General features: G+C 51.6%; 9 protein-coding genes. 5 read left to right on the plus strand and 4 right to left on the minus strand.

Features of this window, described 5'->3' with window-relative positions; genetic code table 11:
* Nucleotides 1-246: 246 nt before the first annotated feature.
* Nucleotides 247-468 (minus strand): hypothetical protein, encoded by a 222-nt coding sequence (locus ACR1XV_RS15075; protein WP_480532736.1) that lies wholly within the window; start codon nucleotides 466-468, stop codon nucleotides 247-249.
* Nucleotides 469-634: 166 nt separating this feature from the next.
* Between ACR1XV_RS15075 and ACR1XV_RS15080 the strand changes: the two genes are divergently transcribed.
* The 3 genes from ACR1XV_RS15080 to ACR1XV_RS15090 all read left to right on the plus strand — a co-directional run bounded on the left by ACR1XV_RS15080 (nucleotide 635) and on the right by ACR1XV_RS15090 (nucleotide 1,656).
* Nucleotides 635-1,072, plus strand: coding sequence for a helix-turn-helix domain-containing protein (locus ACR1XV_RS15080; protein ID WP_480532738.1), 438 nt, complete (start codon nucleotides 635-637; stop codon nucleotides 1,070-1,072).
* Nucleotides 1,072-1,380, plus strand: coding sequence for a hypothetical protein (locus ACR1XV_RS15085; RefSeq protein ID WP_480532740.1), 309 nt, complete (start codon nucleotides 1,072-1,074; stop codon nucleotides 1,378-1,380). Before ACR1XV_RS15080 ends, ACR1XV_RS15085 begins: the two co-directional genes overlap by 1 nt.
* Nucleotides 1,381-1,458: 78 nt before the next feature.
* Nucleotides 1,459-1,656, plus strand: coding sequence for a hypothetical protein (locus ACR1XV_RS15090; protein WP_480532742.1), 198 nt, complete (start codon nucleotides 1,459-1,461; stop codon nucleotides 1,654-1,656).
* A gap of 457 nt (nucleotides 1,657-2,113) precedes the next feature.
* Here ACR1XV_RS15090 and ACR1XV_RS15095 read toward each other — a convergent pair whose 3' ends face one another.
* From ACR1XV_RS15095 to ACR1XV_RS15105, 3 genes are all read right to left on the minus strand, one after another.
* Nucleotides 2,114-10,570: a beta strand repeat-containing protein gene (locus ACR1XV_RS15095; protein WP_480532744.1), complete on the minus strand. Its 8,457-nt coding sequence runs from the start codon at nucleotides 10,568-10,570 to the stop codon at nucleotides 2,114-2,116.
* 142 nt (nucleotides 10,571-10,712) lie between these two features.
* Nucleotides 10,713-11,519, minus strand: coding sequence for a hypothetical protein (locus ACR1XV_RS15100; protein ID WP_480532746.1), 807 nt, complete (start codon nucleotides 11,517-11,519; stop codon nucleotides 10,713-10,715).
* A gap of 99 nt (nucleotides 11,520-11,618) precedes the next feature.
* On the minus strand, nucleotides 11,619-12,152 hold the full coding sequence (locus tag ACR1XV_RS15105) for a GNAT family N-acetyltransferase (RefSeq protein ID WP_480532748.1): 534 nt from the start codon (nucleotides 12,150-12,152) through the stop codon (nucleotides 11,619-11,621).
* Nucleotides 12,153-13,342: 1,190 nt separating this feature from the next.
* Between ACR1XV_RS15105 and ACR1XV_RS15110 the strand changes: the two genes are divergently transcribed.
* On the plus strand, nucleotides 13,343-14,314 hold the full coding sequence (locus ACR1XV_RS15110) for an endonuclease/exonuclease/phosphatase family protein (RefSeq protein ID WP_480532750.1): 972 nt from the start codon (nucleotides 13,343-13,345) through the stop codon (nucleotides 14,312-14,314).
* A 114-nt stretch (nucleotides 14,315-14,428) separates the two neighbouring features.
* Complete coding sequence (locus ACR1XV_RS15115) at nucleotides 14,429-16,942, plus strand: endonuclease (RefSeq protein WP_480532752.1); 2,514 nt, start codon at nucleotides 14,429-14,431, stop codon at nucleotides 16,940-16,942.
* Nucleotides 16,943-16,984: the final 42 nt, after the last annotated feature.

Consider the following 16,984-nt stretch of genomic DNA (forward strand, 5'->3'; position numbering starts at 1 on the left):
TTGATTGCGTCATCTGCCTCATTCATCCGGACTGCGCGAACTTGTCCCAAGCGCCCAAGCCGGATGCCTTTTCGTTTTTTTTGATTTGTGATCAGCCAAGCGAAATCGGTGCGAAAACCTCTGCTTTCGCTTGACTTAGTTCTTTAAAAGGGGGAAGATTCAGGTATCGGAAGTCGAAAACTGATACCTAAATATAATGCCCCTGAGTTTCTTAGACTCAGGGGCTTTATTCATCTGGGCTAGTCATCATTTGCCTCCTTTTTTGGGTGTGTCCCAGAGCTCTGCAACTGGAAGGTCGAGCTTACCGGCTATAGCCGTGGCTATGGTTTCAGACCACCGGCGTCCCTGACTGACCATTGTGACGGCGCTCGCAGATACCGACAGCTCCGATGCTATCTGAGCAAAACTGACGTTCCGGGATTTTAACTCCCGCTTGATCCAATCGTGTTTTTCAATGTCGATACCCATGCGCTGCTCTACACTGATAATATGGTTCGACTGCTAGATGCTGTTGTTAACTCTTAACCCGGCACAAATGTGCGAATCAATATAAAATTTCGGCAACTTATGGATATGAGAGAGGGAATTCTACTGGCGACTGGCAATATGAGGGAGGTTGGCATAAGATTTCAGCATGGGCTTGAAGAAGAAATCTCTAGACAAAGAAGTAATTGAGGAGACAGCAGCGCGTCTGGCAATAGTCAGGGGTGAAAACAAACTCACCCAAGAGGCTTTCGCCAAAAGTATCAATGTATCAGCCCGTGCCTACTACCACTACGAGCGCGGGCATCGTGGTACGCCAATGGAGGCGTTGGTGCGTGTTGCTGAGCTCTACAATGTCGATCTAAACTGGCTGATGAGAGGTCTAGGCCGGAGCGATCTAAATGGGCTTGATGCTCAAGTTGAGCAGTTCGCTACTGAACTCTATGAGTACCTGACAGACGGCAAAATCCGGCTATCAACTGAGCACTTCAAAGCAATTGTATCTCGATGGAGAGCAGCCTTGCTCGAAGGCAAATCGATACCTATCGACGACGTTCAGATTTGGGTAGATCTACTGAGGGCCAATTGATGCACCTGAAACAAAAAACTGACTTTGTTAAAGTCAAACTGCTGGTGATGGAACAGGAACTGATCAAACTGCAGCGCCGAAATGACTGGCTATATATATTTTACATGGTTTGTTTGGGGCTCGCGATCGGTCAGTTTGCACGGCGTAACACCAGTGAAAACTATGTGCCAAGTTTCGTGGAGAACATACTGTTTGTATGTGGTTGCTTTGGTGTGCTGATGCTGGCCGTCGCAGTTTTGTGGGCAATAGCTACTGACCTCCTCCAACGTCGTACAATTAGACGGTTCGGAGCACTTCACGACCAGTAGATCCCGCACTTGTCGATCAGAAAGCCTGTTCAAATGCCGAAGTTATTCAATACAGAATTGTTCGAGATTCGTCGGAGGATGTCCAAGTTAAGCGAAACGGGCGAAGGGAACGAAGCCCTTCGACAAGCCCTGCTTGAAAGACTTACAGAACTCGAACAAGGTGACACGCTATTGAAGCGTATAGAACCTATTTTGAAGCGCGCAGATGAGATTGGTGAGATTGATCCCGACTTTGATATGAAAGCTTACTTGAACGAGATGTGGGGCAATATGTAGGAAAGTAGGCTGATACCGCAATTTTGCGGATTCTCAGAAATGACAAAGCCAGCTACCGAATGTAAACAAGCATATTCTCGATGATCGGGGGGAAGTGATAGTCGAATACACGAGTTTATCGGTGCTTCCTCTTCAGAGTATTTCCCGGAGATGCAAACGCCTCACACGATCTGGTAGGCAAAATCGTCAGAAGTGATCAAAAAACTGTCGAATCCGTTAGCCTTATCCTCCCCAACTGAAACCGTTCACTGCGAGGTTTGAGAAACGGGGGATCAAAAAATTGCAAACAGGCAACCGCAATAGACACCAAATATACGCTCTGCAGTCACTACAATGATATCAGACAAACCCCCAATCATAAACACCAAAACTGAGTGCGACAGAACGGAAGGTAAACCCAAAGCAAAACATACGCAGATTAGATGATATCTGCCAGCCAAATGTCACGATAGATGAGTCAGACAAACGAAACATCTTCTGAAGTCAAATTGAGAAAATCAATGTCTTCCAATGTAACAGATCCGTGGCCACCCACGGTCACTACAGTATCACCATTGACGTCTACGATTGTTAGATCCTCAAAACTGAGGCCGGCGATCTCGATACGGATCGAGTCAATACCATCTTCGAAATCCAGGATAGTGTCAGATCCCAAATTGTCACCAAAGACAAAATCATCGCTACCGAGACCACCAGTCAACAAATCGTTTCCTTCGCCGCCGATGATTGTGTCGGCTCCGAGGCCACCCTCAATTTTATCATCACCAAAATCACCAAAAAGGCGGTTATCTGCTGCGTTACCGATGAGCGTGTCACCGAATTCGCTACCGCGAGCATTCTCGATACCAAAATAGGTATCACCCTCAGCATATCCGCCTGAACCCAAGCCCAAAGCGAGATTGACAGTAACGGCAGCTTCGGACCAGAGATATTCTACTTCGTCCAAACCTGCACCACCGTCTAGATGATCAGCGCCGCTCCCGCCATTCAGTATGTCGTCGCCCGCACCGGCGAAGAGATTATCATTGCCGTTGTCGCCCTTGAGCCAATCGTTCCCTTCAGCGCCATTTATAATATCATCGCCATCGCCGCCCCAAATGTCGCTGTCTAGCTCGTCGCCCGTCAAAATGTCGTCGAAGTGGCTTCCATCAATATGCTCAATATTGACTAGGGTATCACCTTCCGCAAACCCACCGGACGCCGTACCTGTCGATAAGTTCACGGTTACCCCGCTATCAGAGAAGCGATAGTCGACCTGATCATTCCCTGTTCCACCGTCGATAAAATCTACGCCTGAACCAGCTACCAGCCAATCATCGCCACCTTTGCCATAGAGATTGTTGTCGCCTTCTCGGCCGTTCAAGTAATTGTCTAGCTCATTTCCAGTCAAAGTATCGTCGTAGTCACTTCCTCCAAGTTCCTCGATATCTATGAGTGTATCGCCCTGTGCATGGCCACCTGAAGCTGTGCCGGTAGTGAGATCAATGTTTACTCCAGCATCCGAGGTCCAGTAGTCAGCAAAGTCGACTCCTGAGCCACCATCCAAAACCTCGACACCAGAATATGCATAAAGGTTGTCATCGCCATCCCCACCGAGGAGCGTGTCATTCCCGGCTCTTCCCCAAAGCCAGTTATCTCCATCATCACCAATCAGCGTATCGTCGTGATCACCACCATAAACCTTCTCAATGTCGACAATGGTATCGCCCTGTGCGTGCCCCCCTGACACCGAACCCGTTGACAGGTTAACATGCACGCCGGCATTGGATGCCCAGTAGTCGACGATATCGATACCAGCTCCGCCATCCAATAGTTCTGCGCCCGTGTATGCATAAAGCCGGTCATCGCCTCCCATTCCGTGGAGGCTGTCATTACCCGCTCTTCCGTAGAAGACATTGTTTTCAGCATTGCCGGTTAAGACATCATCGTGACTGCTACCATAAACACTTTCAATATCGACGAATGTGTCACCTTGAGCATGCCCACCGGATCCAGTTCCATTCGTAAGATCAACGGTGACCCCCGATGTTGACCAAGCATAGTCTGCTCTATCAGACCCTTCCCCACCGTTGAGTAGGTCTGCCCCCGTCCAGCCGTAAATTCGGTCGTCTCCTGCGCCGCCATATACATAGTCATCACCGTCGTCGCTATCGATAATGTCGTCTCCATCTCCGCCGAAGATGTAGTCATCGCCTGCGTCGCCAAAGATATCGTCATTGCCATTGTCGCCGTAAATATGATCAGCTCCATCGCCACCTTTTAACACGTCATCGCCATCACCTCCGGAAATCAGAACTCCATAGCTGTAACCGGCGGCGCGGATATCATCGTCGCCACTTCCGCTGTAAACCGCTTCTACGCTGTGATCCGGCATCACTATTGTGACAGCCTGTGTGTCTAACACCTGCAGCGTGTCAAACCCTGCGCCGCCTTGTATGCTGCCCGATGTCAGATCTGCGAAGTCAACGAAGAGGTAGTCATTTCCACTATTGCCGCTGATTGTATCAGCACCTGCACCGCCATAGATGAAATCTGATCCACTGCCCCCCGTCAGCGTATCGTTGCCACCGTTACCCTCAAGCTCCAGATCGCGAGACGAACCAGATCCGTTAATCGAGTTATTCCGATCATCTCCGAATACACCGTCGATCGCTTGAGATCCCACAGTAAAGTTTTGGGAGTCGCCCGCTTCTATCCTGGTCACATTTGAAGAGGCATAGGAAAGGGAACCTGAGGCCGCATATTCAGTGCTTCGTGCGATCATGAGGGCAAACTCTCCGCGCGACAATTGATCACCGGTGAGTATCGTGGACCAAGCCGTAACATCATCAGTTGATGGTGCATTTCCAAAAGCAGTTTGGAGCACGTGTGTGACAAACTCAGAATCCGTCATGTCGTACAGATCAATGGAGCTATCTGGAACAACATCCGAGGTTCCATTCGCAAGCCGCGCTGCAATCCCTTGGATGGATTCTTGACCTTGATGCATGCGTGTCATCAACAGGTTATTAGCTACATCGGAAAGTTGCGTTCCATAAAGTACAGCGACGAGATCTGCTACTGTTGCTGAAAGGTAGGCATCATCAATGCTCCTTTCCGCCTGAGCCGGATTCAGGAAGACGTCGAAATTATTCGTCGACATGTGCCCGTTACCAATGACAACATGCTCTGAACTCTCCGAAATCACAGCCGCAAGCAAAGCGCGTGTCACGGTTCCGTCAGCTAAGTTGGCGAGATCATCCGCAAACTCATCCAAGCTCGCCCCGCGCCCATATGTGTTCAAATAGATCTGGTTGACAAACGCCGCATCGCTCATCTCGCCATAGCGCATCTCGAACTCATCGGACTGGATCAATTCATCAGCGAGACTTTCGATGTCCAACTCACCATCCTGAACATGGACAATGAGCGTCTCGACCTCTGACCGATCGATATTGCGATCCAGAAGCGTGTCATAGAGCCTTTCCGCCTCCGCGATCACACGCGCCTTCATGGTTGGATCAAGCCACACCTCAAACGTTTCGGTCACGCCACCCTCAGTGTGTTGCAGGGTCCAGGTTTCCAGGCCTGCCCCATCGACGTGATGTGAGCTTGTGTAGCTCAGGTCATCGCTGGAATAGCTGGTCTCGTAACTGCCATTGCCGATCGGTGAACGGATGATGGTGAGGCTGGTGTCGTTGGTGGTGATGGTCGTAATCAGCCCATCGGCAGAGACTTCAGTCGTGCGCGTGGTGACCAATGCACCTTCCGCGTCAAAGGACTCCTCAGTACGGGTGAGGCTTCCATCCGCCGCGATTGTAGATGTCACCTCAACATCAGTGTTGCCATCACCATCATAGTCACGGGTTTCCGTCTCTGTCCGTCCATCTGCCGCTGTCTCTCGAACCAGCGTGGACTTGATACCGCCGTCTGCATAGGTCGCAGTGATATTCGATGTCTGGCGACCATCATCATGTAATGTTGTTGTCGATATCTGCGTGGTGTCTGTGTCCCCGTCACCGTCGATGTCAGTTTCGACAGTTTGCTGCAGACCATCAAAGGATGTCGTCACCGTTTCTTCGAAGCCCAGCCTTGATCCAATGGTCTCGGTATGCTGCGCAATGCGGGCCCCGGAAGCGTCGTAGCTGATATCGGTTGCGCGCGTGAACTCTGAGGTTCCATCTCCATCCAGATCGAATGCGTACTCAAGCTCTGAACCATTTGCGCTCTCGATTCCGGTAATGATGGCCGAAGCCGCCGCTGCGGTGTTAAGATCACGCCAGGTCGATGTTGTGGTGCGGTCTTCATCAATCGCGATGATCACATCCCGGTCAGCGTTCCCGTCGCCATCCTCATCAATCTCTATGGTACTGGTCCGCCCATCCGCGCTTTGGGTTGTGGAGATGTCATGAACCAAAGAAGCGCCAGAGCCGAACTGCTGTTCAGTCTGGTTCCAGGCTCCGTTGGCCTCAACGGTGCGGGTGCGGGTCAGATCATTTGCACCGTCTCCGTCCAGATCGGTCTGTGTCGCGATGCTCAATCCGTTCCCGGAGGTTGTTGTGGTGACACTGGAAAGCGTGCCACCCGCCTCATCTGTGGTTGTTGCAGTTTGCACCACATCACCGTCAGCCTCGTATGCAGTGGACCCCGTGGTGACAAACTCATTGGTTCCGTCCCCATCCAGATCAGCACTCCAGCTGGTGCTGAGCCCATCATCGCTGCTGGTCGCAACGGTTCTCGCCAGCTGCGCTCCGCTGCCATCGGTATAGTCGGTGGTTACGGTCTGGCTACCGTCAGTGCCCAGCACTGTGGTTGCAGTCGCGACAAGCTCATCCGTCCCATCGCCGTTGCGGTCGGTTCGCGTTGTGATCGTCAAACCGTCACCGCTCACTGTGGCGATCGTGTTGGCGATGAGAGCGCCAGTTTCGTCGTAATACTGGTTCTGGCGCGTTTGTGTGCCATCATCAGCTACATTTGCAGTCGACACCACATCATCGACACCATTGCCGTCGGCATCGACGGAGCGTGTTGTGCTGCGCTTGTCAGCGCTGACCGTGGTTGTATCCGTGCTGAGCGTGGATCCATCCGCGGCGGTGTGGGTGACGGTTGTGGTTTCAACGCCTGCAGCACTCAGATCATAAACCTGTGTCGTGGTGAGATCATCATCCCCGTCATTGTCCCAGTCTTCCCGCGTGGTGGTGGTCCAACCATCGCGAGATGTCTCGGTGACCGTGCGGCGGTAGACCGAGCCGTCCTCTGCCTTTTCCTCAACGGTTTGCGTGGTCGAGCCATCCGCATTGAGCGCGGTTGTGCTTTCCATGCGGCGCTCATAGGTGCCATCCCCATCCGCATCATAGCGCGTGGTGCTCTCAAGCCCAGTGTCGCTGGTCTCGGAGACCAATTGGCTCTGCAGAGACCCATCGCTGTTCAGCTCGCTCTCAGAGATCGTGACATGACCGTCATCGCCGATGACCCGGTGCACGCGCATATCCACGTCCCCATCGCCATCGATATCCGTGGTCTCCAGAATATCACGGCCATTGTCGCTGGTGGTGGTGATCACCCGCGAGCGCATAACATCGCTCACACCGGTGACGTCTGTGACCTCTGTCGTGACAGTGGTGCTGCCATCATCGTTGAGGGTCGTCACGCTAATGGTGGCGATATCCGTAGCCTGATCCCCGTCCGTGTCGGCGCGCGCCTCAACCGTTAGCCCATCATCGCTGATGGTGGTTTCCGAGCGCGACAACAAGCTGCCATCGCTGGAGTGCACATCCTCAGTAGTATTTCTGGACCCATCCGCGTTCAGCACAGTGGTCGGGGTCATGCTGCGCTCGAAGACACCATCGCCATCGGTGTCCTCACTTGTGGTTACCACCAATCCATCATCACTGACGGTGGTCACCATTTGGCTGCGTAGGCTGCTATCGCCATTGCGGACCGTGCTGGTTGTTGTGCGGCCCCCATCGGCATTCAGAACCGTGGCCTGAACCGAGGTTGTGTCCGTGTCTCCATCGCCGTCCAGATCACTGGCGACCGAGACTGTCAGACCATCCGCGCTGACATCGGTCTGCCGGGTGGAGAGCGTCGTGCCATCGGCGCTGAACCGGGTTTCCAGCTCGGTCATGCTGCCATCAGCGTGTTTCTCCGAGCGCAAGGTCATATCCGTCGCGCCATCGCCATTGGCATCGCTGGTGGTGATCGTCAGGCGGCGATCTGCGCTCTGAGAGACAGTGGTCTCGCCCAGCAACGTGGTCTCATCTCCCGCATAGCTGGTTGTGGTGTGCAACGTGCTGCCATCTGCATTGGAGGCTTGTACCGAGACAGACTTGCCATCTGCAACGCCATCCCCATCAACATCCGACAGGGTAGTCACCGTCAGACCATCCGCGCTGGTCGTCACCACCTGTTCGCTTTTGAGTGCACCTGACTGTGCAGTTTCTGTGACCGTCCGCGTCGAGGTGCCATCCGCATTCTCAACCGTCACATCCGAGATCGACAGGTCAGTATCCCCGTCGCCATCCGCATCGACCTCTGTGTTCACCACAAGACCGTCTTCACTGGAGACGGAGATAGATTGAGCGCTGAAAGAGCCATCCGCATTACGGGTCCAACTGGTTGTGGTGCGGTCTCCGGTTGTCCCGTCCACCGTCACGCTGCGGCTCAGGTCGGTGCTCTGGAAGATGCCATCCTGATTGTGATCCACCCAGGTCTCGGAACTGACTTGATCGCTGCCCAGCGTGACCTTTGTTTTGGCACGCACGGACCCATCCGTATTGGTCAAAACTGTCTCGGTCTCGCGGCTGCCATCGGCATGGATCACCGTGGCCTCAACCGTGGTCAGATCAACATCACCATCGCCATCCTGATCCACTGCCGAAGATTTGGTCAGCGCATCGTCCGACTGGCTATGCGTCGTAGAGCTGCGCACACTGCCATTACCATTCTTCACGGTCAGGGTAGAGTCCGTGGTTCCGTCCGCATTCACCACAATGTCCAGCTCTTCCTGAACATCCACATCCCCGTCGCCATCCAGATCGCGGGCAATGGTCTTGGTCTGCCCATCGGCTGAGACACTCTCGGTCACCGCGCTACGCAGCGAGCCGTCCTGGTTGAAGTGCTCAATCGTCTCCGACCGGCTGCCATCCGCGTTGACCACGATGCTATGGGTGATGGTCAAATCCACCATCCCGTCGCCGTCTTCGTCAATCGCGTCCATACGTGTCAGCCCGTCGGCTGAGACTGTCTCGGTCGAACTGCGGATCACCCCTCCGTTTGGATCGCGATCCGTGGTCACGATGGTCATGCTGTCATCGGCATGGGTCGTGCGCACCTCGGTCTGGTCGTACCAGCCGCCACCGGTGGAATCCCGTTCGATGGTGACCGTATTGCCATCAGCGCTGGTGGTGGTCTTTGTCTCGCTCAGCAGAATGCCTGTGGCGAGGTCCGAGCCCCGCACATTGGTGACCGTCTCGCTTTCACTGCCATCGGGGTTGGTGACTGTCACGATGGTCTGCAACCGGTCCACAACCCCGTCGCCATTGGTGTCATAGCTGTTGGTGATTGAAAACCCATCCGCCGTGGTCACAGAGGTGATCACAAAGGCAATTGTGCTATCTGCCGCATAGCCGGTCTGTAGTTGTGTGCGCGTGCCACTTCCATCAACGCTTTCCGTTTCCTCGATCCGGTAGCTGGTCGTGTCCGAGACCAGCATCGTGTCCGCCACAGTCCCGGTGCTGCCATCCGAGTAGGTAAAGGTTGTCTTGCCGGTGATCACCGAGCCATCGGGCAGTTCAATATTGGTCGCATCCGCCGTCAGATCAATCGAGGTGATCCCCAGCTCATCCAGCGTCTTCGCCTCCAGCGAGCCATCCGCATTCGTCACCAGAACCTTGAAGTTACCCCAGGCATCGTCACTCGCGTCAAAGACCCCATCGCCGTTGGAGTCAAACACCGCCCGCAGTGCTTCGATATCGCTCGTCGCCGTTGGATCCCATTCCGTAAACACATATTCCCGCTTCTCCGAGATCGTCCCATCTCCGTCAGCGTCGAAGAAGAGAACGCCGTCACCGTCGCCCGCCCAAGCTGTGCGGTTGTCAAGGCCATCGCCATTGGAGTCCATAAAGACGGTTGAATTCTGCAACTCAGTCAGTTCGATACCGTCGTCATCGAGATCGAGGATCAAAGGTTTGCCACCGTCTCGACCTCCACTGTCGCGATCTTCTCGAGCTCTGGGTCTGGGTGAGTTTGTAGGCGCTAGATCAGAACCTCCACTGTTGCCTTCTGGGCGAGTGTCATTGCTCGGTTGCGGAGTCGTTTCAGGTCGCAATCTAGGTCGTGGCGAGTCTGTTGGGGCAAGTGGTGATTCACTGTTGCTTTCATGCTGCAACACTAAATCAGCTGGTCTAACGGGTGGAGGATCTGTGGGACCCCAGTCGTCGTCTCGGTTGTCAACTCTACCATCGCCATTCGAATCCCAGCCTTCGGGCGTCCAAGAACCGTCGTTTTCTGTTTCAACCACCGCATGGCCCTCTCGGGAGAAGGTAATTGATTTGATCTCACCTTGAATTGAGTTGTAGTCGGCATTCCCGAATATCGTCTGAACTTGTTCTACTTCTTCATCACTTAGGAGAGGAAGGTTGACACCAGGAGTTCTTCCTACCCCTATCCCCTGAACAGATTGCGGATCGATCCCGAGAACAGAAAGAACAGTCGCCGTGGCACTGTTGCTATTTTTTGCACCGCCACCGTAAGAAATGTTCTTTGAGTTTATTGCAACTCTTGTCGCCTCAACTAACGCCAGATCGTGAGAAAGTTGACTTCCGGGTCTTACATCTACCACGTCGAGGGTTTTCGAAGATGAAAAACGATCATAGGAATTTATGTGAACTTTGATTTTGTCACCAGCTATCCCGAAACCAAATGCCTTGACCACACCGTCTCTGGATGTTGCCAATCCGTGCACTTCACCTATTTGAATACCGCTTTCAGTATGAAACTCTACGGAAGTGTGCTGGAATGGAGTTGGGACCCCGGCAACTCTCAGGTCTAATGCGCCTACACTTATTGTATAATTTTCATTCATTTTTTACATATCCCCTAAAATTACCAGTTTCGCTAAAACAAAGGGCATCAAAGACTCTCTGACGCTTCAGCACCGGATGATCTTCAACCTTGCGCCAATGAGACGGGTATTCGCTCGTTACTTGGGCAACTTCGTCGATCGCATTAACGCAAACGCCCTTTTTATCTGCACTAATCTCAAAGTTTATTGGTAAATCAGATTTTGAGTATCCTATGGAGTACCAGACCTCAGCATTAAAATTACAATTCTGGTTTGGAAGAGCGTCGATTTGTTCATAAAATGTATTGGCGATTTTGCGAATACCATTTTCGACGTCCGATCTATTTAAGCCTGGAGCAAACTCCCCCAAGTGACTCGAGATAGACGTCTGATACGCGCCTGTAGAGCAACCGCTTGGATACTCTTGAAAACTAGTGATCGCGGGACTATCGCTCTCCGAACAGGCAAAGAGCAGGCAAACGGGTATGGTAAATATCAATTGACGCATTTTCTTGATCTCCATTACATTCCGACCCGCCCCCATCAGACATACTGTTTTATCGATCGCTTTGGAGGCACTGGTGTTGGCGATCGCCATCAATTCAGTTTTGCACACGCTCAAATAAAAAAGTAAGGCAATCCTTGAAATTATTAATGTTGCTACACAAAGCCCTGAAACAAAGAAGCACACGGTACCGATCGAAAGAAGCACCCAAGTTAAATTGGAGATGTCTTTCTCGGAGTCAGCCAGATTTCCAAAAAAAATTTCCCCAATTGAAGAAGCTACCGCCACCAACAAGGAAACCTTGAAAATCTTCATGCAAGGCCTTCTTTACTCTGCCGTGAAATTTTAGTCGGACTTAGGTTGGTGCCGCACATTCTCAGCATCCTTTATACTCTGCGCGGCGTGAGAAACTCTTCAACTCAAACGTATGCCATAGTTTCCGCCAATAGTTGTCATTCCAAATTTTCGAAAAAATCGATCCGTGCGAGGTAGAGCTTCTCCTGATGTGACATAGAATAAAATTAAGTCAGCCGATTTTGATCTTGACCAGCCCTCAAGATGCCGAACCAATTTCACGGCTATTCTTCCCCCCAAAACCGTCGAACGAGTTCGTTTTTCGATGTTGATCATGTTGACACTCGCAACTATTGCTCCGTCTCCGATAAAGTAGCCACCCAAGCTGCAATAGAGGACCCCTAAGACCTGATCCTCAAGTTGGGCTTTAATACCTAGGTTCCGTTCCGGGTTCTGGAGTACATTCTGAAATATTTTCTCAAACTTACTCTCGGAAAACGGGATTTCCTTGAAGATACTTTCCGCATGCGCTGCCCGGCAAAATCTCAGCATTGCCGCTTTATCATCCTCAACAACATCAGAAATAAGAATATGTTTTTGTTTGTGTTTGCGGACTGGCCTTCGAACGTCACGAGGCAAATTTGCAACTGGCATTGATATTCTCACTGTCCAATATAAATGTACGCTTGAAAACTGATTGATTGTAGTTTCACCCGTTAACGTTGTGTCAAGTAACGTTTTTTCCGCAGCATGTTTTTAGCATTTAGTACGGTTAATACCAAATAACCCTTTTCATAAATGCAATAAGCCAACGGCAACTGTGCAACTGACGATTCGGGTTCAGTCGGTCGCCCACGCGTAAATTAACGGACTGAGGTTGGTTTCGAGCGCTAACATGTACTGATCCTCGCTCCCGTCTTTTTGACTGGTGTTTCGCTTCCGCAGACATTTTGATATTGTTGTCAAACTGAAACCATCACCTCACCGCAACAATCGGCCACTAGAGTAAGCCTAGTGCGAACATGCCCTAAGCCAACCGATGCCCCCATCCGACGACAGCAGTCGCGTCAACTTAGCCAATTCAGGCTTGACACCGGGGTGAACCAGAAAAGAACCCAGCAAGTTGCCACGATCAGCCGACATTTCTGGGTCTTATTCGCAATGGTTTCTACCCGGCTAACTCAACCAGAGATCGCTTCACATAGCACCCATACTGCGACGTTCCTGTTTAGTTACGTGCACAGAACTGTGCTTCGGGTGCGGAATGAACACTCTCTGGCAGCTCTGGCAACCATCCGCTCCTCAATGGGTCGAGAGATTTCCAGGCCATACCATGCGTGTCATGGTTTGATAACAATGCAAAGCATGTGAATCCAGCAGACTTCTCCGTCTCGAAGGAGATCGGTCGTTTCAGTGGCGGCGGAAAAACTCTGACGAGAACTTGAACTGATTGCCCAACCGTAGATCGCTTCACATAAGACCAGAGCGCCTACGCTGCTTTCCATGAGGACCATTGGATTTTCATCGAAAGTGGATCCGCGAATGATTATTGATTTTCCTTGCTCGAATGGAACCAGTGTCGATAGTTTTTAATGGAGAGCATTAATTTTATTCATAATCAGCCTTTTACTCATGTTACTTTTGGACAGAATCAAAATCTATACCGAGACTAACAGGAGGGTTTGATTAGCCGGAGAACCCGAAACGGATATTGCCGCCTACAATGAAAGTTATAATCGCAATGCTGCAATCAATGTGGCTGCGGCTCCAATCGGACCATACCGATTGAAGCACAGAGCTACTACGCAGATTTAGATGACCATTGATTTAGAAGGACCATTTTCATGAATAAGACCTTTCGAAGCTTAGCTACGTTTGCAGGCATTTCGATGATGATTTCCACCCCAGCTTCGGCTGACACTCTGCGGATCGGTGCTTGGAACATTCAAAATTTGCATCACGAAGAGGGAGTGGAGCTGTTTGATTGGGGAACTAGTCGAACTACCGAGGACTATGAGCTCTTAACGAAATACAGATCTAAATTTGGATCAGGCGAAGGCGCAGACGCTGATGTAATTGGTTTGCAAGAGATTGGGACCAAAGCTGCCGCGGAACGGATCTTTCCCCCTTCGGAATACGATCTAGTGATGTCTTCTCGCCATCTAGGCGACAATGCGCCGGGTGCTAAGAACGACATCTACACGGCAATCGCGGTCAGAAAAAACAGCGGCGTCACCTTTGTTGAGCAAGAAGACTTAACAGATCTTGTTGTCGTTGATGATGATGGCAATCCTACGCGAGCGGGCACTGCGGCACGCTTGTCGTTTGATGGCACGGATTTCTGGGTGATGTCAGTACACCTGAAATCAAGTTGCTCAGACGATGATAACCCATCCACCGACCCGTCCGAAGACTGCAAGTTGTTTTGGAAGCAAATGCAGCCGTTGGCGGATTGGATCCAAAGCAAAGCTGCATCTGAAGAACCGTTCTTCATCGTTGGTGATTTCAACCGTCGCTTTCGACAGTTCAAATTCGAAGGTGAAGCATGGCGAGCTTTGAACAACGGTGACCTGAACGAGCCGTATTTGACAGCTCATCCTGCATCAGTGACTCGAAAGTGCCCTACGCGCTTGGGGCGCAGTGTTGAGCCAATAGATTGGATACTTATGGATATCCGGATTGCAGATTGGTTTGTGGATGGCTCGTTTTGGGAACGGAGGTTCACGAGAGCAGATGTTGAAAAATCCAAGGAAGCGGATAACCGCAACGGCTTAAGCGATCATTGCCCGATCAGTATTGATATCACGATTGACTAGGCTCCTGGATTCAACCTTCACAGAACACCCTCGGACTGAATGTCGATGGTCGTTCGTTCGTGAATAGTGCGCTCTCTTTCGATCTAGAGATTCAATTAGTTTGGTGAGGAAACCATGAATAGGCAGAAAATTGGTGTTGTTGGTTCCATAGCATTAACGCTGACATCCGCTGCTGCAACGGCCCAAGAGATTACTGTCTTGCAAGGGGATCAACATCGCTCAGCCTACGCGGACCAAACTGTGGAAACTGAAGGTCTCGTAACCGCGGTCGTTGGCAACGGTTTTTTTGTCCAGGGTGATCCAGATGGAAACTCGCTCACCAGTGATGGGTTGTTTGTATTCACCATGGATGCGCCGTCCGTAGAGGTTGGAAGTATGCTTAGAGTGAATGGTCAATTGGTAGAGTTCGCTCGGCCTAATCAGTTGTCACTAACTCAGATAAAAAATCCCTCAATAGAAGTTCTGTCGACCAACAATCCTTTGCCTGAACCGGTTGAAATTAGTCAAACGGAAAACCATCCACCGACTGAAGTGATTGATAATGACAGTTTCAGCCAGTTTGATCCTGACGACGACGGCATTGATTTTTACGAGCAACTCGAGGGCATGCGAGTGACGATTAAAGATGCCATCGCACTTTCACCCATGAGCCACCACGAAGAAGTTTGGATACTCCCTTCAGCCGGATCGGCATCGACTTCATTTGTTGACAGGTACGCGCTTACCTTGTCGGAAGACGATGCCAATCCGGAGCGAATGTTGGTGGATTTTGAGTTAATCGGCCGGCTTTCAGAAATTGAGGCCGGGACCCGACTGGGGGATATCACCGGGATCCTTTCCTACGACTTTGGAAACTACCGCGTTTTCGCAACTGAGATCGAAGGAGATATGACGTCGGCGCCATCAGGTATTAACCCAGCACTTGAAGTACCGAATAAGTCGGTCGTCACGGTGGCATCCTACAATGTCCAAAACCTCGATCCTCATATCGAAGTCCTTCCAAGGGAGAGGGACATAGATGACGATATTGGCTCAGGTAAGTTCGATGCCATTGCGGTGCAAATCGTCGATCTTTTAGACTCGCCTGCAATCGTCGCTTTGCAGGAGGTTCAGGATAACGACGGTGCAGAAAACACACCTGTCACTAGCGCCAGTGAAACGCTTCAAACCCTTTCCGAAGCCATTTTAGCCCAAGGTGGGCCGCACTACGACTTTGTCGATTTTCCTCCAGACGATGATCAAGACGGCGGACAACCTGGCGGCAACATCCGAAATGCATTCCTGTACGACCCTAATCGCGCCCGATTGGTCGCCGATAGCGCCTACCGTATTCTTGATGAAGATGGTGCGTTCGCTGGAAGCCGTAAGCCAGTAACGGCCACATTCGAGACCTCCGCTGGGGTTCTAAGTGTAGTCAATGTGCACTTTTCGTCACGGCGCGGAAGCGACCCGAGTTTTGGTTCCAACCAACCACCCGCGGTTGCCAAGGCCGCTGTAAGAAGGAAACAGGCTCAGGTCGTGGGTTCGACAGTATCGGAACTCCTACAAGATGATGCCAACGCGCTGGTCATGGTGCTTGGTGACTTTAACGCGCACTATTTTGAACGCGAATTGGGCCTACTTGAGAATGACTTTGGCCTCTCTAACCTTTGGTATTCCCTTCCTGTAGAAGCACGCCGCTCTTATGTATTTGAGGGCCAAGCACAGGCATACGATCACGTTCTCGTCTCACCCGCCCTACAGGATCGAACCTCGCTTCTTCCAACATACGTCAATGCAGGAAAACTCGCTAAGGCCAGTGATCATGATCCGCTGTTGGCCGTGGTTTCGAGAAACGAACCATTGGTTCCGCTCGCTGACGGGAATGCGCTGCTTTCTGCTAACGCTATCCGAAATAAAGCGGGGGCGATGGACGCACCCGCGATGCCGCCGGATCATCTCAATGATACCGAAACTCGCGAATGGCTCCGCGACAACTGGTATGACGGCCATCATGTTCCGCAAGGCTACGACAACGCGCGACGGGCGATGTACTCATTTGTAGATGTTGCTGATGACGGGCGCGTCTACGGCGTCTACACCGGATTCCATCAGGAAGCGCGGGACGTGACATTTCTAGATCCAATTAACCCTGAGCACACGATCCCGCAAAGTTGGTTCAGAAAAGCTGAGCCCATGCGCAGCGACATTCTGCACCTGTTCCCGACCCACAAAGACGTAAACTCGGCCCGTGGATCAGACCCATTCGCTGAAATCCCCGATGCAGTCACGACGCGTTGGTACGGGCTTGCCGATGATAATCGGTTTACGATAAAAACACAGTCTCCAACAGAAGACATCGACTTGTACTCCGAAGACACGCGTACCGAATTTGAGCCGCCTGAATCCCACAAAGGGGATCTCGCCCGTGCAGTCTTTTACTTCTATACGATGTATCCTGGCCGAGCAGGCGAAATCGACGAACTCGCTGTCGATGGTATCGAGCAGTTTGGTGATTGGCATCGTAACGACCCAGTTGACGATTGGGAACGCGAGCGAAATGACCGCGTGGAGCAGGTTCAAGGCAACCGCAATCCGTTTATTGACCACCCGGAGTTGGTCTGCCGCGCCTGGCCCGGTGCCTGTTGAGTGACGTGGCAGATATGATTACATTGCGTTTTTCTGAAAGAT

The sequence above is a fragment of the Ruegeria sp. AD2(2025) genome (assembly GCF_056542385.1).

What these genes read in the sequence shown, in the direction of transcription:
- ACR1XV_RS15105 (WP_480532748.1), bottom strand. Translation starts at nt 12,152, where the DNA reads ATGCCAGTTGCAAATTTGCCTCGTGACGTTCGAAGGCCAGTCCGCAAA.
- ACR1XV_RS15075 (WP_480532736.1), bottom strand. Translation starts at nt 468, where the DNA reads ATGGGTATCGACATTGAAAAACACGATTGGATCAAGCGGGAGTTAAAA.
- ACR1XV_RS15115 (WP_480532752.1), top strand. Translation starts at nt 14,429, where the DNA reads ATGAATAGGCAGAAAATTGGTGTTGTTGGTTCCATAGCATTAACGCTG.
- ACR1XV_RS15100 (WP_480532746.1), bottom strand. Translation starts at nt 11,519, where the DNA reads ATGAAGATTTTCAAGGTTTCCTTGTTGGTGGCGGTAGCTTCTTCAATT.
- ACR1XV_RS15090 (WP_480532742.1), top strand. Translation starts at nt 1,459, where the DNA reads ATGTCCAAGTTAAGCGAAACGGGCGAAGGGAACGAAGCCCTTCGACAA.
- ACR1XV_RS15085 (WP_480532740.1), top strand. Translation starts at nt 1,072, where the DNA reads ATGCACCTGAAACAAAAAACTGACTTTGTTAAAGTCAAACTGCTGGTG.
- ACR1XV_RS15110 (WP_480532750.1), top strand. Translation starts at nt 13,343, where the DNA reads ATGAATAAGACCTTTCGAAGCTTAGCTACGTTTGCAGGCATTTCGATG.
- ACR1XV_RS15080 (WP_480532738.1), top strand. Translation starts at nt 635, where the DNA reads ATGGGCTTGAAGAAGAAATCTCTAGACAAAGAAGTAATTGAGGAGACA.